General features: G+C 66.5%; 19 protein-coding genes and 1 pseudogene. 12 read left to right on the forward strand and 8 right to left on the reverse strand.

From position 1 onward, the window contains the following. Window positions 1–577: 577 nt before the first annotated feature. Both ACGFNH_RS32160 and ACGFNH_RS32165 read right to left on the reverse strand, forming a co-directional pair. Window positions 578–868 carry a helix-turn-helix domain-containing protein gene (locus ACGFNH_RS32160; RefSeq protein WP_393659849.1) on the reverse strand — a complete coding sequence of 97 codons (291 nt, stop codon included), beginning with the start codon at window positions 866–868 and terminating at the stop codon, window positions 578–580. Window positions 869–1002: 134 nt separating this feature from the next. Then, on the reverse strand, window positions 1003–1455 hold the full coding sequence (locus ACGFNH_RS32165; RefSeq protein ID WP_393659851.1) for a hypothetical protein: 453 nt from the start codon (window positions 1453–1455) through the stop codon (window positions 1003–1005). Window positions 1456–1834: 379 nt separating this feature from the next. Here ACGFNH_RS32165 and ACGFNH_RS32170 point away from each other — a divergent pair, with 379 nt between their 5' ends. The 5 genes from ACGFNH_RS32170 (at window position 1835) to ACGFNH_RS32190 (ending at window position 5822) form a co-directional block, all read left to right on the forward strand. Continuing rightward, the gene (locus tag ACGFNH_RS32170; protein WP_393659853.1) at window positions 1835–1996 is read left to right on the forward strand and encodes a hypothetical protein; all 162 of its coding nucleotides are present in this window, start codon (window positions 1835–1837) and stop codon (window positions 1994–1996) included. Window positions 1997–2197: 201 nt separating this feature from the next. Then, complete coding sequence (locus ACGFNH_RS32175; RefSeq protein WP_393659854.1) at window positions 2198–2365, forward strand: hypothetical protein; 168 nt, start codon at window positions 2198–2200, stop codon at window positions 2363–2365. 474 nt (window positions 2366–2839) lie between these two features. Next, on the forward strand, window positions 2840–3256 hold the full coding sequence (locus tag ACGFNH_RS32180) for a hypothetical protein (RefSeq protein WP_393659856.1): 417 nt from the start codon (window positions 2840–2842) through the stop codon (window positions 3254–3256). Beyond that, a complete protein-coding gene (locus ACGFNH_RS32185; protein ID WP_393659858.1) occupies window positions 3253–5013 on the forward strand; it encodes an NB-ARC domain-containing protein in 1761 nt (586 codons plus the stop codon). The genes ACGFNH_RS32180 and ACGFNH_RS32185 overlap by 4 nt, the downstream gene beginning before the upstream one ends. Further along, window positions 5010–5822, forward strand: a complete 813-nt coding sequence (locus ACGFNH_RS32190; RefSeq protein ID WP_393659885.1) for a tetratricopeptide repeat protein — start codon at window positions 5010–5012, stop codon at window positions 5820–5822. Before ACGFNH_RS32185 ends, ACGFNH_RS32190 begins: the two co-directional genes overlap by 4 nt. Window positions 5823–6004: 182 nt before the next feature. Here ACGFNH_RS32190 and ACGFNH_RS32195 read toward each other — a convergent pair whose 3' ends face one another. Next, window positions 6005–6154 (reverse strand): hypothetical protein, encoded by a 150-nt coding sequence (locus tag ACGFNH_RS32195; protein ID WP_393659860.1) that lies wholly within the window; start codon window positions 6152–6154, stop codon window positions 6005–6007. Between the two features lie 373 nt (window positions 6155–6527). On the opposite strand from ACGFNH_RS32195, the gene ACGFNH_RS32200 reads away from it, so the two are divergent. Beyond that, on the forward strand, window positions 6528–7316 hold the full coding sequence (locus ACGFNH_RS32200) for a hypothetical protein (RefSeq protein ID WP_393659861.1): 789 nt from the start codon (window positions 6528–6530) through the stop codon (window positions 7314–7316). A 114-nt stretch (window positions 7317–7430) separates the two neighbouring features. Here ACGFNH_RS32200 and ACGFNH_RS32205 read toward each other — a convergent pair whose 3' ends face one another. The 4 genes from ACGFNH_RS32205 to ACGFNH_RS32220 all read right to left on the reverse strand — a co-directional run bounded on the left by ACGFNH_RS32205 (window position 7431) and on the right by ACGFNH_RS32220 (window position 11405). Next, complete coding sequence (locus ACGFNH_RS32205; protein WP_393659863.1) at window positions 7431–7667, reverse strand: hypothetical protein; 237 nt, start codon at window positions 7665–7667, stop codon at window positions 7431–7433. 795 nt (window positions 7668–8462) lie between these two features. After that, window positions 8463–8600 carry a hypothetical protein gene (locus ACGFNH_RS32210; protein ID WP_393659865.1) on the reverse strand — a complete coding sequence of 46 codons (138 nt, stop codon included), beginning with the start codon at window positions 8598–8600 and terminating at the stop codon, window positions 8463–8465. A 655-nt stretch (window positions 8601–9255) separates the two neighbouring features. Next, window positions 9256–10260 (reverse strand): ParB/RepB/Spo0J family partition protein, encoded by a 1005-nt coding sequence (locus tag ACGFNH_RS32215; protein ID WP_393659867.1) that lies wholly within the window; start codon window positions 10258–10260, stop codon window positions 9256–9258. Next, the gene (locus ACGFNH_RS32220) at window positions 10257–11405 is read right to left on the reverse strand and encodes a ParA family protein (protein ID WP_393659869.1); all 1149 of its coding nucleotides are present in this window, start codon (window positions 11403–11405) and stop codon (window positions 10257–10259) included. The genes ACGFNH_RS32215 and ACGFNH_RS32220 overlap by 4 nt, the downstream gene beginning before the upstream one ends. A gap of 366 nt (window positions 11406–11771) precedes the next feature. Between ACGFNH_RS32220 and ACGFNH_RS32225 the strand changes: the two genes are divergently transcribed. The 6 genes and pseudogenes from ACGFNH_RS32225 to ACGFNH_RS32250 all read left to right on the forward strand — a co-directional run bounded on the left by ACGFNH_RS32225 (window position 11772) and on the right by ACGFNH_RS32250 (window position 17578). Continuing rightward, complete coding sequence (locus ACGFNH_RS32225) at window positions 11772–12350, forward strand: restriction endonuclease (protein WP_393659871.1); 579 nt, start codon at window positions 11772–11774, stop codon at window positions 12348–12350. Between the two features lie 212 nt (window positions 12351–12562). Beyond that, window positions 12563–14266, forward strand: a complete 1704-nt coding sequence (gene mobF, locus ACGFNH_RS32230) for a MobF family relaxase (RefSeq protein WP_393659873.1) — start codon at window positions 12563–12565, stop codon at window positions 14264–14266. After that, a complete protein-coding gene (locus ACGFNH_RS32235) occupies window positions 14263–14562 on the forward strand; it encodes a hypothetical protein (protein WP_393659875.1) in 300 nt (99 codons plus the stop codon). Before mobF ends, ACGFNH_RS32235 begins: the two co-directional genes overlap by 4 nt. Before the next feature lie 296 nt (window positions 14563–14858). Then, entirely contained in the window at window positions 14859–15437 is a 579-nt protein-coding gene (locus ACGFNH_RS32240; RefSeq protein ID WP_393659877.1) for a hypothetical protein, read from the forward strand. A 315-nt stretch (window positions 15438–15752) separates the two neighbouring features. After that, window positions 15753–15923 (forward strand): hydrophobic protein, encoded by a 171-nt coding sequence (locus tag ACGFNH_RS32245; RefSeq protein WP_393659879.1) that lies wholly within the window; start codon window positions 15753–15755, stop codon window positions 15921–15923. Window positions 15924–17268: 1345 nt separating this feature from the next. Further along, a pseudogene (locus ACGFNH_RS32250) lies at window positions 17269–17578 on the forward strand (MerR family transcriptional regulator). Window positions 17579–18135: 557 nt separating this feature from the next. On the opposite strand, the gene ACGFNH_RS32255 reads toward ACGFNH_RS32250, so the two are convergent. Continuing rightward, the gene (locus ACGFNH_RS32255; RefSeq protein WP_393659881.1) at window positions 18136–20847 is read right to left on the reverse strand and encodes a Helicase associated domain protein; all 2712 of its coding nucleotides are present in this window, start codon (window positions 20845–20847) and stop codon (window positions 18136–18138) included. Between the last annotated feature and the right edge of the window lie 1036 nt (window positions 20848–21883).

Raw genomic sequence — 21883 nt, forward strand, 5'->3', positions numbered from 1 at the left:
GCAGGCCAGAAGCGGAGAGGAGATGGGCCCCGGCTCGGGTGATTGGGAGTCACCGGAAGTCGGGGGCCCGGGCGGCCAGAAGACCGTGCGGTCGCCGCCCTGATGACCTAGAACATTTCAACCCCCTCGGCGGAGGGCTGTCCGCACCCGAACTCCGGGTCGGAAGTCAATGCCGTCCCCCGACGGAGCCGTCGGCCACACCTCAGTGCGGTTCGCTGAACGCCGATAACGTCGGCCGAACGAGTGGCAACGCGAGTTGGCGAGAGTGAGTCAAGCCTCGTGCTCGCTCGGAGGCGAGGAGGACGCGGGTACATCGATAGTTCTCCCCTGGGTAGGGGAGCCGCGAGGAGCGGTGTAACCAGTCAGATGTCGGCCTGGTCAAGCCCTTGCTGGGCTTCTGATAGAAGGCTGCCGTATTCTGGTGTCAGGTGACCACGCGGACCAAGGTCCACGGGGAGCACCCGGCGCGGTCACCGCGCTGCTCACGACTCGTAGCTGTGCAGGCTCGGCGAGTCGATCGCAATGAAGCCGTTCCTGTTTGCCGACAGGGGCGGCTTCAGCGTTTCCGGTCAAGTGATCACGAACTCGTTCCCTCCATGTCTGAGGGCTCAGCGTCGGAGGCCGCCTTGGTCGGGTGTTTCTCGGCGAGCCCCTTCAACAGTTCGGCGTACACGTCTCGATGCGGCTGGCGCGGCGCGGCTAGGCCCTTCTCCCACCGATTCACCTGGACGCGGCCGACCCCGATCGCGTCCGCGACTTCCTGCTGGGTCAGACCTTCCGCTCGGCGCAGCTTGGCCCGTACGGCAGGAGACGGCAGATCGGCAGGACGCGTCAGGAGCGCCCTGACTGCGTGCAACCGCTCCGACATCGGTTACCTCCCCGACGTGACAAGATCCATATGAAAGCTACACCGAAGACTACATCTCAACGGCACCCAATAGCTCCTTCTTGATGGCGTGTCATCAGTAGTTCAAGTGAGTTGATCTGAACAGAAGTCCTCCGCTACTCCCGCGCATCGGCTCGCTCCGCGAGGCCGAGCAGCTCTGGGGAAGCGGCACCGCCGCTGATCAGCACAAGTTCGTTGATGGCGGCTCGAGCTGCGATGTGGGAGCGGATGGTCTCCGGTGCCAGCTCCTCCGCCTGAAGCAGGCAGTCCAAGGCTTCGCCCGGATGGCGACGCTGGACATAGGCGCGTCCCAGATCCACGAGCAGCCGAGCCCGACGTTCTGCAGAAAGGCCGCCTGCATCGATGCCTTGACCGATCTCAACTGCCTCACCGGCATCGCCGAGCTCGACAGCCGTGGATACGGCCTGGATCTCGACGTTCGTAGGACCGAACTCGAGATTGAAGTCATTGCGGTCCCCACCGAGGCCGCGGGCCACCGTTCGCGCCTCTTCGATCTCCTTCTTCGCCTCCGGCCGCTTGTTGGCACGGGCGTAGATGAGTGCCAGCACCAGATGAGGGACCCAAGCACCGATAGTTCTTGGGAGTAGCCTCCCGGCCATGAATGTGGCGTTCCAGCACCAGTGCGGCGGTGCGCGCCGAGTGCTCGCCTGATCGAGTCGCCTTAGTCGGACGAAGGCCTGGGCGAGCCTGTACGTGCCGGCGCATACATCCAGCGGCTCGCTGGATGCCTCCGCTGACCGGATGGCGCGGTCCGCGGCTGCCCAGGCCGCATCGGCCTCGTCCTGCCGACCCCTGCCCACCCCCCGACCGGCCCCTCGCCCGCCGCGCCTGGCTCACCCCGCCAGACGGCAGCGGCCACCTCACCAACCCCGGCACCCTGGGCGCCGCATTCGGCCCCGGCAGCACACTCCCCGCGGAGGCCTTCGGATGACGATCCGCAGCATCATCGAGCACGCCGAGTGGACGATCCGCCCTGACGAGGCCGACGGCGAACCCCGCCAGCCCACCTACGAAGCACAATGCGCCACCTGCAAACAGTCCTCCGGAGCCGTCGAAGCGCCCAGGAAAGCCGCGAAGACTGGTGTCTGAAGCACACCGGACGGACCGGCCACCGAGAGTTCCTCATCACCTGCTTCTTGCGCGTCGACCCTGCCCCGGGCAATCCCCTTTACTCCGAGGAACCCCGCACCCCTGGAGGCACCCGTACCGAGTCAACCCGCCACCAGTAAGACACCCGCAGCCCGACCACGCTCGCCGCACCGCCAGCGGCAAACACCCGAAGGCCCAACGATGACCAACAAGGCAGGTGGAAAGACCACCGCTCAGCACTGCACCGAGTGCAACCAGCTCCGACACGACCGCGAAGCGGCCCGGCAGAGCGGCGACCTCAGCAAGGTCTCCGACTGCACCGTGCTGCTCACGCGACACAAGCAGGAACACACCGACCCGTCCCGATGAACTGCCCTGCGTGCCGGCACCCCGTCGACAACCTCGTCTGCGTTCACCTCCCCGCCGCAACCGGCCCCGGATGGAACTACGAAGCCTGCCCACACTGCGCGCATCAGCACCCCGAGTGACCGAGACAATGACCGCTCTCCACCGCATCGCGGCCCGCCGACACGACGTGCGCCATAGACCGGGCCGTTGACGGCACACGTCGATCCGCCAACGGCCCACCGGCCCCGGCTGCCCGCCCCCCGTCGCGAGGCAGCCGGTGGCCCATCCGTCTTCACACCTCACCGGGAAAGCTGCCGACGGAGGTCTCGGAACGTGGGCTGTCGGAGCGACCGCACTCCCCCGGCCGACGCCGACCAAGCGGCCCGGTGGCTTCTGAGCCAGCGAGGATGCTCGTCTCGAAGCGCATCCAACCTGGTGCCTGGATGTCCAGCCCCACCTAGAGTGTTGACGTTGAGCCTTCCTCAAGGGGAACGGATGGACCCGATCGTCTTAGCGGCCGGAAGCGCACTGGTCAGTGCAATGGCCACCGACGGCTGGCAGCAAGCTCGTAGTGCCGTCCTCGATTGGTGGCGCCGCCGCCACGGCGAAGACACCGAGGACATCGCCACCGACCTGGATCTACTGCGCGCTCGCATCCTGACCGCCCGCGAGGAAGCCGACGACGACACCGAGAACGCCCTGTACGGCACCTGGAGCCTGAGGTTCCAACGAATTCTCGAGCACGATCCGGCACTTGCCAGCGAACTTCAACGACTCCTTGATCACGAGCTGCTGCCGGTACTGCCCCACCATGAACAGGCCCGGACACAAACCACCGTCATGAGCGCACAAGCCCGTGACAACGCACGCGTCTTCATGGCTGGACGCGACCAACACATCAACGACGCGTGACCACCGCGACCAGCGGAGCCGACAGCGAGCCACCAGTCCACATGGACGGGCAAGCGGAGGGACAATCCCGGCTCTACATGGCCGGCCGAGACCTCCACTTCAACACCTTCGCCGCCCCCACCCCGCCCACAAACCCATTACGCACCCTGCCCCGGGATACCGCGTCATTCACCGGCCGCAACAGCGACCTGGAACGGATCGTCCAAGCAGCCGAGCATTGCGCGGACTCAGCAGTGCCAATCCTCGTCATCAACGGCATGCCAGGCGTAGGCAAGACCGCGCTCGCCATCCATGCAGCCCATCTGCTGGCCAACCGATACAGCGACGGGCAGATCTTCGTGCCACTCCACGCCCACACGCCCGGACAGCGCCGTGCAGACCCTGCTCAGATCCTGGCAGACCTGCTCCCCGGCATCGGAGTCCCATCACAGCACATCCCTGACACCCTTGACGCACGCAGCGGCCTATGGCGCAACCGCCTGCTCGGGAAACGCACCCTGCTCGTCCTCGATGACGCAGCCGAACACACCCAAGTGGAGCCCCTACTTCCAGCCTCAGGCAGTTCCCTCGTCCTGGTCACCAGCAGGCACAGGATCATCGCCCTGGAGGGCACCGAACCCATCACGCTCAACACCCTGCCACCCCAGGAAGCCACACAGCTGTTCAAGCGCCTGGCGAAACGCGCACCCACCGAACTCGAGAACCAAGAGGTGACTGAGGCAGTCCGAACCTGCGGCTACCTGCCACTTGCCATCTCCCTTCTCGCTGCTCGCCTTTCCCATCACCTCACCTGGCCCGTGTCGGAGTTCACCAGGGACTTCGTACAAGCCCGGGACCGACTCGGTGAGCTGGCTATCGGCAGCCGTGCCGTGGCAGCAGCCTTCGACCTGTCGTATCGCGAACTGCCCGCCGATCGCCAGCGATTCTTCCGACACCTCGGCCTGCACGCCGGCGCCGACATCGACGCACACGCGGCCGCCGCTCTGGACGACATACCCATCACACGCGCACGGCGTCAGCTCGAGGCGCTGTACATGGACCATCTGCTCGACGAGCTCAGCCCCGGGCGCTACCGCTTCCACGACCTCGTGCGCGCATACGCCCGCACCATCGCCCAGAGTCCAGCCGACGCCCAGGACCAGTCCCTCCAACGCATCCTCGACCACTATCTCCACACCGCCGAAGCAGCCGACCGACAGCTCCGCAACTCCGGCACACAGCCCGCCGTAACTACGGCCCTCACCACATCGACACCCGAAATCAACAGCGCCCAGGATGCCCTCGCCTGGTTGCGTACCGAGAAGACCAACCTCCTCGCATACGACCAGCACACCGCCAATCACGGACGCCCTGAGCAGGCCCTCCAATTCTCTGCAGCCCTCCGGGTCTTCCTTCGCCAGGAGGGAGATCGAAGAGCAACCTCCCTGCACGCCGCGGCAGTCGCCGCTGCGCGGTCCATCCGCGACCAGTCCGAGGAAGCCCATGCGCTGCAACGACTCTTCGGTGCACACTGCGCGACCGGCGACTACGCCGCAGCAGCAGGCGCGGTGGAACAAGCTCTCGGGCTCTACCGTGCTTTGGCAGACGAATCAGGTGTCGCCGATGCCCTGCACAACCTTGGCCAAGCCCGGCGGCTGACTGGTGACTACGCTGCAGCGGCCAGCATCGCGCAACAGGCCCTGGGCCAGTACCGCGTGCTGGGGGACCGCCACGGTGAAGCCAGGGCCCGGCGGTCAGCTGGATCCACCGTGTGGTGAGCCAGGACCCCGAGGCGGCGTCTGACTTGGCTGAACAGGCGTTGACGCTCTACCGGGCCGTTGGGGATCGCCGAGGCGAAGCTCACGTTCTCTCAGGTCTGTGCGTTACACGACGTATGGCGGGCGACTACCGGGCAGCAACTGAAGCAGCAGAGCAGGCGTTGATGTTGCACCAGGAACTGGGTGATCGACATGGCCAGGCGAGCGCCCTGAACTCTCTGAGCCGCGTCCGCAGCGCGGCAGGAGATCTCGGTCCGGCTGCCACATTGGCTCAGCAATCGCTTGATCTGTATCGGACAATCAACGATTCTCACGGCCAGGCCGAAGCACTGCAAGCGCTTGCCCTAGTGCACCGCAAGACTCAGGAGCCCCACACAGCGGCCAACCTTGCACAGGAGGCGCTGGACCTGTACCGCGCCATGAGCTTCAGGCACGGCGAAGCCAATGCCCTGATGGCCTTGGGCCAAGCCAGGCACCTCGCCGGAGACCAGCCATCGGCCACCGAACTCCTCCAACAGGCACGGACACTGTTCGAGGAATTCGGCGACGCTGACGGCCAAGCAGAAGCACTGAACAGCCTGGGAGCAGTGCTGACCGAATCTGGCCGACACACCGAAGCCCTGGCGACTCACCAACAGGCGATAATGCATGCCCGCCAAGCCAGCAGCCCCCTGCACGAAGCCGAAGCTCGTGAAAGCGCAGCACACATCCTGCGGCTCAACGGTCAACAAGCCGCCGCTGACGCCAGCTTCGACGATGCCATGGCGATCTATGAACGCCTCGGCATCCGTCCACACCGCTCAGCATGAACATCGCTGCTGCTTGCAGCACTCTCCACTGGCCTGCTTAGGACACAGGCCCCTCGGTTCGTCAATCACGAACCCCCGCAGAGGAGTCCCTCAGGCACACCCCAACAGCTTCACCACTCCCCCGGCCCGGGAACCAGACGCTCTTGGGCAGCGGGGGGCGAGCGAGGTCCGCCCGACGCCAACTAGTTCTTCCACAGGGCGCGCGCGACACCCGCGATGACCGCGGTCGTCAGCACCCTTCCCAAGGCGATCAGGACACAGGCCAGCCATTGCAGACGACCGTTGGTCCAATCCCCGACCGTTCGCTGGCCCAGACCGCTGATAAGGATCAAACGTCGACCACGTAGACGCGGGACTGGAACGGAGCTCCTCGCCCCGCCTTCACCGGCGTGGGAGCGCCAGCACGGATGGCAAGAGTCCCCAGCAGAGCAGGGGCCATGAGCAACGCCTCTGAGCCGATCTGCGCCAAGACAGGGCGAGGAGTTCAATGAGAGGCAGTCTGGGACCGAATGCGTTGCACCAACGGACAATTTCCGACCCGAGCAGGAGCCACGTGCCCGTCAGATGCCAGCGTGACCTCGACCCTCGGCGACACTGGCCAGACCCCAGGGCCACACCCCGGGCCAACAGCTCACGTAAGACCGCTCAACGCGGCATGATCGAGATTCACACAATGTGAATCGACCGAATCCCAGGAAGACGATCATGGCGCAGAGGAAGAGTCGACCACGCTTCGACCCCAAAAAACCCCTCGTCAGAGCGCGTACACGAATCGGGAAACTCGACGCACCAGCCTTCATCAGCGAACTCCGAGAACTGCACGAACAAGCAGAAGACCCCGACGTAGAACGCATGCCCGGTGACGACGAACTCTACGGAGCCCTCCGCTACGCCGAAACTCACGCGAACAAGCTCAAAGACAAGGACCGGGCTCACGCCGCATGCACACGCGCCAAACTATGGGAGTACCTCCGCGAGCAGACCGACCTGCATCAGCTCAATGCCGTGAACGATGCCCGGGAATCCGGCGTGGAATGGGCCGCTCTAGCTGCACCACTTGCGGTCAACACCGGAACGGCCGCCTACAACAAGGCCAAGCGTCTCCAGACCGTCACGATCACCGACACCACCATCCGGAGAACCCCAGCAGCCGCCAACGAAGCACAACGACGACTCGCGGAAGCTGCAGCCCAAGAGCGACGCCGGATCGAAGCCGCACAACGTCGCCACCACCTCGTGCAAGCCATCGCTCGATCACTCCTCGCCCAACGCAACAACCTCGCCAGCGCTGACGAGGCCGACTACTGGCTGGACCAGATCGAAGCCGTACTCGAAGACTGCGAGACACCTACGCAGCAACTGAGTCTCGACCGATACCTCGGAGCAACAGTCCGCGCCCTCCGAAAGCTGACCCCCGGAGACCTCCCGCTCGAGCACGCCGCGGAAACAAAGAGGGCACTTGCAGCCGCTGCGGCACTGTTCTCCGGGCAGTGAACACTGAGCCAGCCGGCGCCCTAACGGCACGTCACCCGGCAGGAGGCCACTGGGGCGGCCCCCCTGCCGTATCGGAGTCCTCGACGGACATCCGACGCCCCACGCGCAGGGCAGTCAGCGTTCCCGCTCTGCCTCACATGTGGCGCCGAGGGCGGCCACCAGGAATTCCTGAACGGCTTTCTCCACCTCGGGCGGCCCGACGACACCCGGGACCGTCATGGTCCAGCCGAAGGTGACCTGGCGACGGCCGTCCGGTGAGCTCCAGGACTGGGAGCGGTAACCGAAGCCGTTGCCCATGTTCCCCCACACACGGTCGCCGGGCGCGGCCGGGCAGACATCTCCGCCGCCCATCACGCCCAGTCAGTATCCGGCTTCGTTCAGCTTCCGCATCTCCCGAAGATGTGCCGCGGAGAGGAGGGCCCCGTCCTACAGGGCGCGAAAAGGAGTTCGATGTCCGCACACGGGCCGACGTGCGTCCCCGAGACTCCTCCCCCAATGCCCGCCGAAACCGGCGCCGCCTAGACAGCGCCTGGCCGACCGATCACTGAGCCACGATTTTGCGGCGTTAACGGGCGGGCTCCCCGCGCTCCTCGAAGAGCGGTGACCTCGGGGCGACGTCCCCGTCCCGTGCTTCTTGACCCCCGAACAATGAGGCGGACGACAACCTCGAGGTCTGGCGTGGGAGAGCAGCCAGCCAGGACCCTATGACTCAAGAGGTACTGCCCTCAGCTCCACCCGATGGGCGGAAGCCGGGTATTAAGGGCGTTAACAGGTGGGCCATGACGTCACTTCCCTTCGCGCCGGGCATCGTCCTGGTCTCGCTCACTCAGTCGAGTCCCCGAGTCGTCCGGACTTCAGCCGCAGCAACCCAGTCGCGCTGGTGAGTAGCGATCGCACTGAGCCTTGATCGCGGCCAAACGCCCGCAAGTGTCGGTCCTTCACCCGTCAAGCGAGAAGCTATAGACAGTCAACTGCCTGGCTGGAAAGTCGAGACGCTCGCAGAGTCGGTACGGCAGGACCCGGCGGGAAGTGAGATCTACCGTCCGTGCGTCCGCCTCCCGGGCAATCCGCAATGCCTCCTTGGTAAGCAGGCAGGCACCCCCTGGCCTCGCGTCGCACCGTCAACGACCACGTCTTTGATGCGGGCTAGCAACCCAGACGGCACAGCAGCAGCACCAGAGTCAGGGTTCCGACGATCGTCTCGGACGTCCGGACCACGAGCACCGTGTTGGCATCACACGTCAGCATCCGCTCGACCACACCATGGCCAAGGGGCTTTGGCATCGAGGACAGCTGAGGTAACAACGGCCGAAGGTGTGAATGAGTTGCTGACTTGCTTCCCTCACGATGTCTAAGCGGACGCCCATACGGGGAGCCTGTCCGTCGCCCAGGAGGCTGAGCCCGACACGGCCTGTGAGCAGCCGTCCACCCCGAGCCACCTCGTTGGTTCTTAACCCAAGCCAGTCCACGAAGGTCGGCGACGTGCAGACGACCGACTTCGTTGAGACTGGACACCCGGTTGAGCGCTCCGTCCACTGCGCCATTCCAGCTCGCGAGTCGCACTCATCCCACAACTCCCGCAGGCCCGCCACCCTCGCTCGAGCACCTCGACGCCTACCGGAGGCCCTGCCCTGGCTCAACCTAGAGGTCAACGTCATCCACCACACAGATGGACCTCTCAGGTTGCCGACTGGTCACGGAGACCGATACAGCCAGCAAGCCTGATAGACACCCCACTCCCCCACGCACACCAGCAAGCGCCTGACATAGAAGCGGCCTCACGCTCGCCTCGTCAGCGTGGTCGGCTGTATGACGGCGGCTGACTGATTCGCGACTGAGTTGGACTATGTTCAAGGGCCGGACTTCACTGGTGAAGTCCGGCCCTTCTCGGCTCTGCGTGATCCCGGACCATACGCTCAAGCATTAACGGCGTTAACGCCTAGCTTGCCGCCCTGGCCGACGAGCGGGTGCCCTTGGACTCGGAGACGTCCCCCTTGCCACCGTCGTCGAGGTGGTCCAGCAAGAGTCGGACGACAGCCTTGAGGTCGTCTCGTGAGAGCTGGGTAGCCAGGGCCTCGACAATCGTTTCGGGGGTGCTGCCGTGCAGCTCCACCCCATGGCCGGGAGTCGGTGCAGGATTAACGGCGTTAACAGGCGGGGGAGTGGCCTGCTGCTCGGACAACTCCGCTACAGGTTCTGCGGAGGCTGCGGTCTCCCTCTCTCCCGCGGCCGAGCGAGTGGAGCGCTGCCGCGGAGGCTTCGGGGTCTGAACAGCTTCTTCGACTGCCGCTGGCTGTTCTTCCTTCGGCATACGACCGATACGCCTGGCCGCCTCGACCTTCAGCTCTCCAGCCTCCAGTTTGTCCTGGAGATCAGGAGCAAGCTCGAGCAACGCCAGTCGTTGCGAAACCCACGCCCCGGACTTGCTGAGGCGCTTGGCCACAGTGTTCTGCGAGCCGTGGATCTTCACCAGATCACGAATGGCTTTGGCCTCGTCCAGCGGTGGCACGTCCACCCGGTGGAGGTTCGCTACGAGCGCGTTCTCCAGCAGCGTTGCAGCGTCGGGAGCCAGGGCGTCATTGACATCAACGCGCAACGATTCCAGGCCCGCTTGAACAGCTGCTGCCAGTCGCCTGTTGCCGTCGAGAACGACCCAGGACGCCTCCCCGATGGGTCCTGCTTGGTCCGGATGAGCGGCCAGGAACGCATCAGAGGTGACGACAGTGAGCGCGGTGAGCTGACCCTTCTCGGCCAGGGAGGCGGCCGTCTCATCAAGGCCGCTGAGCTCCTCACGCGGGTTGAAGGGATTGTGAGCCAGGTCCTGGACGGGCACCGAAGACGCCGACGCAGCAGAAGTCCGCCCAGTGACCTGGTTGATCAGCTGGCGCCGTTCGCTGAGCTGCCCGAAGGAAGAGGCCTTGCCCAGACGCTCCGAAGCCCTCATGAAACCTCCCTGGCGATATCACGCAGGATCTGTGCTTGCTCGCAGTGGGGCGCGTACTCCAGCAGCGGCCGCTTGACTCGCACCGACTCGCGCTGCTCCTTCCGGTCCGGCACAACGCCGATGACAGGGGGATCTCCCAACGCCTGCCAGTGTTCCAGTGATGAAGTGGCGACATAGCCTCGCCGGGGGTCGTACTTGTTGACTACCAGCCCGAGGTACTCCACGGTGGCCCCGAAGTCGTCCTGCAACGAAGCAATCTGCGATGTGAGCATCGAGAACGCATCCGCAGAGGAGTCTTCAGCTTCTACCGGAATGATCACGCCGGACACACCAGGACGCTCATTAGGCCGGCGGCGACTGAAGTAGAGAGCCGCATCAACTCCCAGCCCAAGGCTAGGCGGCCCATCGATGACGAAAACGTCGAAGCGGTCCTCAAGAGGCTTCAGAGCGCGCTCCAAAGCCCGTTCGGACGCACGAAGACTGGCCAGCCGAACGTCCAGTAGGAACGCATCGGAACACGCAGGGAGCACCATGAGCCGCCCCCCGAACCGCTCACCCTCCACCGGGACGAGCAGGTCCTCGACCTTCCGGTCTGTTGCCTCGCCCACCATGTGCTTGAGGAGGCTGTCCGACCCGACAGGGATCGTGGGGATGCCCAACTGCACCGTCAAGTGCCCCTGCGGGTCGTAGTCCACGACCAGCACGCGCAGCCCGTCTTCGGCGAGCGCCTGGGCCAGGCCGGCACTCACGGCTGTCTTCCCCACGCCGCCCTTCTGGTTGACCACAATCTTGCGCTGTGGAACCTCACCGACGTGTGAGAGATGCCGGGGCGACGGATTGAGCTCCAGCCACAACGACACTGCCTGAGCCATCGCCTGAACGTACGGGATGCTGAAGCCGGTAGCCGCCTCCTTGAGCTTCGCGTACATGCCCTCAGGCAGATACGTGGCCCAATTCTCCGATCCGGAGGTGTCCACCACCCCGAGCGGTTGGCTCAGCTCCAGCCACTTCGTGATGCCCGCGGCGACCGCGTCCTTGATGTCGACGCCGTGCTCGGCGGCACGCACCTTCAACTGCTGCCGGAGACCGGGCGGGAGCTTGGAAACTACCTTCTCCCGGTCACCCCCTACGTCAAATTCACTCATGGAGCAACCTTACTAGCGTCGACACTGTTCTGGCCCATGACGTGGCGCCACGGAAAGCGAAAATCATCCCTTCTGCCCCCTCCTGGACCCAACCAGACTGCCAAGCAAGCTCGTTCGGACCACACGCACCCCAAGAAAGCCCACCACCCACCCGAGCACTCGCAGCAAGCACACCCCCGTAATTCGACCTCGAAGGCACCGCGTGCACCCACACCGCTGACCCCCAGCACACACCGCCCACCCATCCACCCACGCACCAGGTGACCAGCCGGCATCCACACTCAGCCCCCACCTCCAACCGGGTAGACACCCCGCTCGATGGGGAGCAACACAGCGGCAGACCACCGGACCGGGAGGGAAACGCAAGTGGGAACAGTGGTACTGGTTCTGTTAGCCGCCCTCGCCATCGGGGCGGTCACCGTCGGCCTGGTACGCGCAGGACGACGCGAAGCCCTGGCGGAGCAAGCACGATTAGCCGAAGAGGCACAGCTGCAAGCACGCCGCTCGCTCGACGCGGTCTGGGCCATGGACGACCGCGCCTTCGAGGAGTACGTCGCCGAACTATGCCGCCGAGACGCCTGCACCGAAGTGAAACGCGTCGGCGGAGCCGGTGACCTGGGCGCAGACGTGACAGGACGACTGCCCGACGGCCGACGCTTCGTCATCCAGTGCAAGCGTTTCGCCAAGCACCGCACCGTCGGCAGCCGCGACATCCAGACCTTCAATGGCACCGCACGTGCCGAGCACGGCGCCGACGTCCCAGTCTTCGTCGCATCATGCGTCTTCACCAAGCCAGCACGGGACTTCGCCGCCCGCCACGAACTCTGCCTGATCGATGTCAACCTGCTCGGATTCTGGAACAGCGGCACCGCCCTGACCTCGTTCCTCGACCTGGACATCGGCCGCTCCGGCACTCACCGAAGACTCCACCCTGACCCCGACTGAGACACACGACGCCTCAAGACCAGCCCCCTGCCGCACTCACCAGGCCCCCGACCCACGGATGGCCAGGTGCCTCGCAGCATTTACACGCTCCTCGTAGCGCGGCAGCCCGCCACCGGGGATGCGCGGAAAGAATCGGGCGAACCTCTCCCGCCAGGCGGGAGGCACTCCTGTCCGTGCCTTGCCACAAGCCTTCGACGGTTTCTCCTGAGCGGATGCTGAGCATCGCGAAAGTCACCCCAGGAGCAGGGTGGCGCTACTACTTCCGCAGCGTCATGGTCGGCGACGGCCTGCGCTCTCTCGACGAACCCCTGCACAACGCGCAGGCGTACGCCGGTGTCCCACCTGGGAGGTGGACGGGCCGCGGCCTGGCGGCGCTGGGAGTGGTCCCGGACGAGGTGGTGACCGAGCGGCAAGCGGAGTTGCTGTTCGGTCAGGGCCTGCACCCGGACAGCGATCGAATCGAGCGCGACCTCCTCACACACAACGAATCCTCAGTCGCGGTGCGACGGGCAACCGTGCTTGGCCGTCCCATTGGCGACATCCGCAAGCCGCTGCTCGCCCTGGATCTGGTGTTCCGGCCGCCGCCGACGGTGCATGTGCTGTGGGCCCTGGCCGACGACCACACCCGGCTCGTCCTCGAGGAGTGTCAGGACGTCGCGCGTGAGCGAACACTGGCGTGGGTGGAAGAAGCCGTCGCCCAGGTGCGGTGGGGGAGTGGTGGCCGCCACCGGGGGCCAACCGATGGCCTGACCGTCGCCGTCTTCCGGCACTACGACAACCGGGACGGCTCACCGCTCCTCCACGATCACGCCCTGGTGTCAGTCAAGGTCCGCCGCCCGGACGGACAGTGGGGCAACCTCGCCACGACGGACCTCTTCGAGAGTGTGGTGGCAGCTGGCACCCTCTACACGCTGCTACTGACCGAAGAGATCTCCGAACGTCTCGGGCTTGCGTGGGAACCCCGCGAGGCGACTGCCGGACGCCGCCCTGTCATGGAGATCGCCGGAATCCCACACGAACTGATCGAGTGGCAGGCCACTCGCAGCACACGAATCCAAGACGCCTACAAGGACCTCGCGGCCGACTACGTGACCAAGCACGGGCACCCGCCAGGGGAGCGCGCCCGCTACAGGCTAAGACGGAGAGCAGCAGAAGAGACGCGCCCGCAGAAGAAGACACCCCTACCGCTGACCACACTGCGCCAGCATTGGCGAGCATCGGCCATCCGCCGGTTCGGAGCCAGACTCATCGACGGCCTCCTAGAAACGGCCCAAGCCGCTGCCGCGGCAATCCGGTCCCGGGTTCGACCGGCCATCGACGTCGCCCTCGCAGCCATAGATGTCGTGGCCACCGTCTACGTGATGCGCGGCAGCTTCAGCCGCAGGCACCTACTGGCCGAAGCCCGCCGCCATCTCGCTCAGACCCTCCGCGGCCATCGTCACCAACCCGGCCTCGACGAACAGATCGTGGACACCGCACTTGCCCAACACACCACGCGCCTGGGCAAGTCATGGACCGCAGACTTCACCGCTCTCTACCCCCCGGGGCCCGAAGCCGACGCCGCCACACTGAGAACCATCACCAGGCACCGGACCAAGTCACCCTACGAACGCGCACAGGTGGCCAGCACAGTCCTGGCCGACCGCCTCCGAACCGCACGTCGCTCGCGCCGCATGCCCACCCGGCCCACCTCAGTGCCCGCGGCAATGCCCAGAACAGTCCGGTTGACACTGCACAGCCCCCGCCGCCTCTCCGCACAGCAGGACACGGACTTCACCACACTCCAGAACAGCCACGAACGCATCGCCACCCTGGCCGATGATCTCGTCCGCGGCGTCCATGAGCGGAACCGCTCGACCAGGTCGCGGCAGCCTTCACCACGACTCGATATCCCCTCCCAACCCAGCGGTACGTGAAACAGACCTACGGTGCATGGAAGGACCAGCATCCAGACCGCGGTTCGCTGGCCGCGCGGTTCACCGTCGACTTCCGCGCCCAACACGGCCACGGTCCTTCCTACCGTCAGCTGTGCACCGGCCTGGGCTGGGACGTCCCCCACTGCCTGCGCACCTTCATCGTGTACCGCCTCTTGGTGAACGAATGGCTGATTGAGACCGTGGCCAAGCCATGGACACTGCGGCCGGGAAACACCGCGGAAGCCGACGGGATCGCCTTGCCCGGCCGAACTCTGCAGGCCAACCGCCGTTCCTGAGGCGACGGAGACGGCGCTCTGCGTCTGCGAGTGTCCGACGCCTAGGCGGAGTCATTTGCAGCACGCGAGGCCCAGTCTGCCCGACTACTCCGGACTGTCGGTCCTGTGCCCAGCGCCGACCAGGACCAATACCAAGACCACCTCGAAGTGCGCGAGGCTCGCGTCGGGTGGGGATGCGGCCGGTCAGGAACCCAGTCCACATTGCCCACCAGCCGTTCGCGGGCTGGCCACGCCGGGTACGTCCGACGCACCGAAAGTGCCGCCTGGCCCTCGGGACGAGAACAATGGGAGAACCGATGGGGTGGAGGACCGAGGCGTTCGGCGAGTCCCACGAAGGCACCGCGGGCGCAGTCCTCGAGGACTGCAGCGAACCGAAACCCGTTTACCTCGACTTCTGCAGCGGGGCCGACTCCGTGCTCTGGACCAGTGAGTGGTGGGCCTACACCGGGCAGCTACGCCGACCCAAGGCCGCTGGCGTGCGCGGCGCGTGCGCGTGCGGCTGGCGCGGCCCTACCTGCCCGATCGACTGGACCCAGCTGGAAGACGACCGGTTGGAGAATCTGGGCACCTCCGCCGCGCACGAGGACTGGACCGAGCACATCCGTACCGTCGAACAGCAGACCGTCCCTCTGCCGACCGCGCTCACCGAACTCCTGGACCAGCTGGAGACACAGCTGACCACGCTCGCCGACCAGGCACCGCTCGCCGCACTGAAAGCCGTCGCGACCCTGGACCGGCTCACCCGCCGCGTCGGCCGCGAGGCCGCCTATGCCGCGGAGGCCGACGAACTGTCGCCGGAGACAATCGGGACCGCGCTCGGGCTCAGTCCAGACAAAGCCCGCTCACGGCTGACGAGCTACCTCCTCCGTCGCTGACGCCAGATGCGGCCCTCGTGAAGTGACTTCACGGTTGTGATCAGGGAGCCCCGACGCGTCAGCTGCGCCGGGGTTCCTCCCGTCCACGCTCGTCGGGAGGTGGTCTACCGGGTCAGTTGGCGCGGGCTTGTTCGGACGAGCCGAACAGAGGCTGACGACGTCAGCCGCGCGCCATGCGCAGGCGTCGCCAAGTTCGCAGTGAGCACCCCCTGCGCAACGAACACGGATTCCCGCGCTCTGTACATATAAACGCACAGACATTTTCTGCATGACGGGATTCCGCCCGGGCACACGATGTCTCGGAGGTTGATAACTATGGTTCCCCTGCTTCTCGTTCTTCTTCTCGCTCTGCTGCTGTTCGGCGCCGGATTCGCTGTTAAGGCGCTGTGGTGGATTGCCGTCATCGTGCTGGTGGTCTGGCTGCTCGGGTTCGTGATGCGCTCCGCTGGGGCCGGTGGCCGCCGGGGCCGTTGGTACCGTTGGTAGACCAACTCGACGTGCGGATGGGGCGGCCCCAGAGTTTCTCTGGGGCCGCCCCCGCGTTCGTTTCTGAAACCCCAGGGGCCGATTTTCACGGTTATCCCCAAAGTGGGCCGATAGGGCTCCGATTCGGGGGAAGGTGATGGGGAGGCCGGGGCGGATGGCGTTCATGCAGGGACCTGCAGCCTCCAGCGCTCTTCGCCTCGGTCGCCGTTCCTACTCCGATGTCGTGGTCCCGCTCGTAGAACGCAAGCTTCGGGGCACCCGTGGACCAAGCGCGCCCGAGCAAGGCGGCACTCGCACGGAAGGCGACTCGCTGCTCACCGCACCCACTGCCTGACTCCCGTGGGCTGCCTGACTCCCGTGGGCCTTCGGGAGCCAGGCGCACCGGCCGCGGGGCTGGCGGCACGCTCGTCGGCCGTATCGACGCTGGAACGCCTCACTGCGCGCGTCGGCCGGGACTGTGGTCTCGCGTGCGCCGGCCGCGGTGGTGGCGGAGTGGCTGGTCGTGGCGTCGACGCACATCGTGTCCATCAGGGTCCCCCGGGTCTCTGGCTCGTCTATGCCCGGTCATGCCTACGCCGCCCCATATGCCCCGCGCCCGGCACCTCTGAACCGGCAAGGGTCGATACCTCACCGTCGAAGGCCGGAAATCTATGTCGGCCGGAGTAGACATTGGGTGGTGGCGTGGTAATGGTTTCTCTCGTAGCCGAGAGAGACAACAGGGCCTGGCAGAGACGAACTGCCGGCAGCAGTACGCAGTTGTAGTTCGCAGGACGGTGCGGTGGTGGAGTTCCGGAGCTAGAGCGGTTGCAGGGCGGTGACGGGACTGACGGCCGGACCGGGTGGCCCGCAGTGATCAGGGGCCGCCGTGAGTAGTACCGCAGTACACGCAATGGCAGTACGTAGGTGAACTTCGCAGTACCCAGCAGCGAAGTCAGTGAGCAGCACCTCGGTGAAGGCGTCGGCTGCGGGCGCGCGTACCGGGAAGTTCGGCGGTGGGGTTCTGAGCCAGAGTAGACGCAGGACGGGCGACGGGGCTGGCTGCCGAAGAGTGGCGCTTTCGTCGGCCGCTGAGCAGTTCGCATCACCAGCAGTACGCAGTACCCGTTTGGAAGTAGTTGATCACCGAGGGAAGAACGGAGGAGCTCCGCGCCATCAGGACATCGATAGTGAGGTGGTCTCCGGTCAAGCAACCGCGATCCCCGCACACCCGACAGCATCTCGGTCGGGTCAGCGGAAATAGAAGGCCGGCGCATTCCCAGGGCCGGCAGATGGTGTAGCAGTTCCTTCGGGGCCCTGGTGCCATACGGCACCAGGGCCCCTCAACGCGTTCCACAGAGAGGCGCGAATGACAGCAGACGACTCCTACGGCCGTCTCGACGACGACGACGACTACCCCGCCTACACCATGGGCCGGGCCGCCGAGATGCTCGGCACCACCCAGGGCTTCCTCCGCGCCATCGGTGAAGCCCGCCTCATCACCCCGCTCCGATCCGAGGGCGGCCACCGCCGCTACTCCCGCTACCAGCTGCGCATCGCCGCCCGCGCCCGGGAACTCGTCGACCAGGGCACCCCCATCGAGGCGGCCAGCCGCATCATCATCCTCGAATGAAGAAGCCCAGCGCATCAACGCCGAATACCGCCACGCCGCCGAGTAGGCGAATCGAACACCCACGGTCTGACAGCTTTCCCGGCAGCTTCGTCGCTGCTGTTCACGCAAGTTGCCCCGAACGCTTGCGTGTCCCGGGCAACATGGCCCTCACCAGGTCTCCGCCAGGGCCCGGGAGCCCGGGTGTAAGTCCGTCGGCTGGCGGGAGGTTGTTTCGCGGCCCGTGTCGCGGGCGCGCGTCCCGGGCGATGTGTGCCTCCCAGCGACGGGCGCGTTGCCCACGCTCGACGGGCGTAGGCTCACGAACCGTGATGACCGTGTCGGAGAGGTCGAGGAAAGGCTCCGACCACGGTGGCGGTGGCGGTGCCGGTAGGCGGGCTGAGTCCCGCTTGCCGTCCTCACTCGAGCCCGCCCTTCGCACGGAAGGGCGGCAACGGCGCCAGGCGCTGCCGGAGAGAAGGGCGTAGGCGTTGCCCGGTCGGCACTCACAGCCCTGGGGCAGCCGGACAGCACCGGACCCCGGCCATCTTTCTGCCATGACGTCCCGAAGCCACGCGCGTGCATTGCTCTGTCCTACCCACTCAACATCCGCCCACGGTATGGCCGTCAGGCCCATTCCGCGCCGAGTTCTCGTAGTGCGTGGCGTTGCTCGGGGGTGAGTTTGTCGCGGCGGGTTTTCGTGTTCGAGACCCACACCCCGAGCCGGACCGTGACCGACTCTGCCTCGCCCTCGACCGCGATCTCCTCACGGTGCCCGCGTGGTACGGGCCGGCTACCCTCCCGTTCCACCCACTGGGCGAGGGCGGTCAGACCGCGCCGGAACGCCTGCTGCGCCCTGCCCGGCCCTGGCCCGGGGGTCTTCGCCGTACGCCCGGCCGCAGGAGCCGGAGACGGAGCGGGTGGGGGAGAGGGCGTATCAACGGGCTCGGCACCCAGCCCGGCCAGCCGCTCCTGCTGCTCGGTGGACAGCTGCGCCCAGACACTCGGCCGCCGTTGCTGCTCCAGCCATCTGCCCAGGTCGTCCCCCTCGAACCGCACACCGGGCTCGATGGCCGGCAGGCTGACGTCGGCGTCGACGAGATCGGCGAGCACCCGGTAGTGCCGCTGCCAGTCCAGCGGCCAGGGGCAGTCCCAGTCCGGGTCGATCGCCGCCAGCTGCCCGGCGCGCACCGCGGCCCGCTCCGGATCCTTGCCCAGCCCGTTCTTGGCTCCCTTCCGGCGGAGGTTGGCCATGTGCTGCCCGATGGGCACCATCCCCCCACCCCCACCCGTACGCTCGCCTTCGCCCCACACCGCGTCCTGACGGGGCGCGAGGTGTCCGGTCGCCCGCCGGTAGGACCGCAGTACGGCGAGTTTGGCCTCCCACCCCTCTTCGCCCGGCTCCCACACCATGCCCGCCTCGGGTGCGTCCAGCAGCCCCTTACGCCGCTCCTCCAACTCACCGGCCCGCAGCGCTTTCCTCTGCTGATGCACCCACCTGCCCAGCGGAAACGCCTCCGTCACCCCGACCGCGGTCACCACGTCGTAGGGCACCGCGTACAGGCCCGCGATCCCCTTCTCCGCCCGCCACCGCAGCAGGGCCTGGTAGCCCTCGAGCCACACCAGCGACTCCGGCCGGTACACCCGCGTACGCAGGAACGCCGCAACCGTCGCCGCGTCCCGCGGACCGGAGAAGTGCAGCAGCACCGACCCGCCGCCGCCGGGCTCCTCCCGCCCCTCGTCGTCGCCACCACCACCGTCGTCGACGCCGATGATCCGGCCGCCCTCGTCACGCTTCACATGCAGCCGCCGTTCGTACGTCCCCCGGGACAGGGCACGGGAAGCGAGTTGCTCCACCAGACGCTCATCATGCGAACGCAGCCCCTGAAGCACGGCCACCAGGGGACGGAAACTGGCTGAGGCGACCATGTCGTTCGGGTCCTCGCCGGGCTCCAGGAAGACCGGCACGATGATCCTGGCAACCTTCGTACTGCCGTCCCGGTTCAGGCGCAGCGCGCGGCCGATGTTCTGGACGATCTCCACCTGCGAGCCCCGGGTGTCGGCGAAGCAGACCGCCTCAACACCCCGCTCGCCGGTGATGTCGACGCCCTCCCCGAGCACCCGCACGCTCGCCAGGAACGCCCGGTGCACCCGCCGCCCGGCCGCATCGACCCCGCCCGCGAACTGCCGCAGCACCTCACGCCGCTCCGCCACCAGGTGGTCACCGCACAGCCAGGCCGACCACACCCGGTCAGGCGGAACGTGGCGGCCGGCCTCCAGCTCGTAGAACTCCGCACCGATCGACGACTCCGGCAGCCGGCCCGCAGCCGCCAGGTCACCGGCGGAGGCCTCACCGACGTACAACCCCGCAGCCGTCTCCGGCAACCCCGTAGCGAACGCCCCGGCCTCCTCCACCCGCTGATGAAACGTCATGACCGTACGCAGGTTCCACCTCGCCGCGTGCTCCACAAGCGCGGTCTGCAGCAGGGCCAGACGCCGGCCCCGCTGCGCCTCCTCCGACTCCCCGAGGACCGGTGAGGGGTCGCGGATCTCCAGCACGTCGATCTCGAACCCGGCGAGGATGCCCCGCTCGACCGCCTCGCTCAGCCCGAGTTCGGCAAGCCACGGCCCGTAGGTCTCGGAGTCCTGGCCCATGGACGCGATCTCCAGCTCCTGGCCCATCTGCGGCCGGGGAGAGGCCAGGATGCGCGGAGTGGCGGTGAGGTAGAGCCGGAAGTCCGCCGGGATCCGATGGTTGTCGTGGATCGCCGCCCACGGCCTCCCAAGATCACCTGAAGTCGAGTGGGCCTCATCCACGACAGCGAGGTCGAAACCATCCATCCGCTGCCCGTAGAGCCGCTCCCCACCCGCCAGAGCAGCCTCCAGCGGCCCGCGAACCCGGCCCCGGCCCACCGGATCATCGACGTCTTCACGGTCCACCAGCGAGGCATACGTGGCGAACACCACCACCGGCCCGCGCCCGGCCCACAGAGCGAGCTGGATCGGATTCGTGGTGGCACGCACCCCGAGCTCGTTCAGCACCGCATCGCTCTCCAGCGAGCACACCGCGACCATCGGGGAACGGTGACCCACCAGCCGCCACACCTGCGCAGTCTGCACCAGCAGGTCCAGCGTCGGAACGGTCACGAGAATCCGGCCACCCGGGAAGCACTCCAGCGCAGACGCCGCCGCGGTGATCGTCTTCCCCGACCCCGTCGCGGACACGATCGTTCCCCGCGCCCCCTGAGGAGGCACAGCCGATCTTGCAGGAAATCCCACCCACCTACGGAAACGCGCCTTCTGATCGACCTGATGTTCCCTCAGCTGAATCGCAGACATTCCCTCGCCCCGACGCCTCATCCCGTTGCTTTCTCAAATACCGCCCAAGGGCGCGAATACGCGACCGAAGAAGCATCCCAGACCACCGCGCCTACAAGGCGCCAGTCGCCGTACCACCAACGACGCATGTCGCCCAGGTAGCAGTGCTCAGCCCGCGCAAGCAGACCACCACGCCCCCAGCCGAGAGCTCCCGGTCCGTGCGATGCACACCCGCCGCTCCAGGCGCTGCACGCAGTTGCGGCAGCACCACCCCCCGGTGTACCGCTCCGAGCGCACCAGCCCAGCATGCTCACACCGCCTCAAATCCACGACATGTACAGCCAGTTCAAGCGACTACAGCCAACGGACCGCCACGCCGTGACCAGTTCTGATCGGCGATGCCCACCAGAGCCCCACACGGCCGCCACACCTCCGTCCCCGCCAGCCCTCGAACACCGAGCGCCGGCGTCATGCTGATCAGCTCCACCACCCCGCACTGTGCACCCCGGCCACCAGATCGTCCGCCCCAGCCGTCTGATATTGCGTCACCTGCGCACGGAATCGTTGCCCAGCCCAGGCCTACCCGGTAGTTCTTTGTGACCGGCCAATCCGAGGACCGTTCCTCTCGAAATCATGGAAGGCCCTGGGGAGGGCAGAGGGTGTCCCACGTTTTCTCCAATGGTACATGCAGCATCAACTGATGCATGCGCGCACCAAGAGACCCGACACGAACGAGCCCTTACTTCTTACAGCCGGCTAGGCCCGCGATAGCGGGCCTCAAGGGACTGGAGGCGACAGCCGGAAGGACCGCAAGGCGGAGGAGCGCAGCGGATCCGCCATAGGGTCTGAAGCGAAGCGGAAGACCTTGTGAGGGCGAAGCCCTCACAACTCCGGAAGCGCAGCGAACGGAGTGTCAATTCGAGTGAGCAGCACTCGAATTGAGCCCGGGACGCGCAGCGTCCCGGGCTCCGCTCACGCGGAGCGTGAGCGCAACACCCGCGCGCAGCGCGGGTGTTCGCTTGCACATCGCGCAGCGATGTGATACCCGCTCCGCGGG

Origin of the sequence: Streptomyces sp. NPDC048639 (genome assembly GCF_043199075.1) — a bacterium.
In the GTDB taxonomy this organism is placed as follows: Bacteria; Actinomycetota; Actinomycetes; order Streptomycetales; family Streptomycetaceae; genus Streptomyces.

Coding starts and splice junctions, on each gene's coding strand:
- ACGFNH_RS32160 (WP_393659849.1), bottom strand. CDS start 868: ATGTCGGAGCGGTTGCACGCAGTCAGGGCGCTCCTGACGCGTCCTGCC.
- ACGFNH_RS32170 (WP_393659853.1), top strand. CDS start 1,835: ATGACGATCCGCAGCATCATCGAGCACGCCGAGTGGACGATCCGCCCT.
- ACGFNH_RS32175 (WP_393659854.1), top strand. CDS start 2,198: ATGACCAACAAGGCAGGTGGAAAGACCACCGCTCAGCACTGCACCGAG.
- ACGFNH_RS32180 (WP_393659856.1), top strand. CDS start 2,840: ATGGACCCGATCGTCTTAGCGGCCGGAAGCGCACTGGTCAGTGCAATG.
- ACGFNH_RS32200 (WP_393659861.1), top strand. CDS start 6,528: ATGGCGCAGAGGAAGAGTCGACCACGCTTCGACCCCAAAAAACCCCTC.
- ACGFNH_RS32205 (WP_393659863.1), bottom strand. CDS start 7,667: ATGGGCGGCGGAGATGTCTGCCCGGCCGCGCCCGGCGACCGTGTGTGG.
- ACGFNH_RS32210 (WP_393659865.1), bottom strand. CDS start 8,600: ATGCCAAAGCCCCTTGGCCATGGTGTGGTCGAGCGGATGCTGACGTGT.
- ACGFNH_RS32215 (WP_393659867.1), bottom strand. CDS start 10,260: ATGAGGGCTTCGGAGCGTCTGGGCAAGGCCTCTTCCTTCGGGCAGCTC.
- ACGFNH_RS32220 (WP_393659869.1), bottom strand. CDS start 11,405: ATGAGTGAATTTGACGTAGGGGGTGACCGGGAGAAGGTAGTTTCCAAG.
- mobF (WP_393659873.1), top strand. CDS start 12,563: ATGCTGAGCATCGCGAAAGTCACCCCAGGAGCAGGGTGGCGCTACTAC.
- ACGFNH_RS32240 (WP_393659877.1), top strand. CDS start 14,859: ATGGGGTGGAGGACCGAGGCGTTCGGCGAGTCCCACGAAGGCACCGCG.
- ACGFNH_RS32245 (WP_393659879.1), top strand. CDS start 15,753: ATGGTTCCCCTGCTTCTCGTTCTTCTTCTCGCTCTGCTGCTGTTCGGC.
- ACGFNH_RS32255 (WP_393659881.1), bottom strand. CDS start 20,847: ATGTCTGCGATTCAGCTGAGGGAACATCAGGTCGATCAGAAGGCGCGT.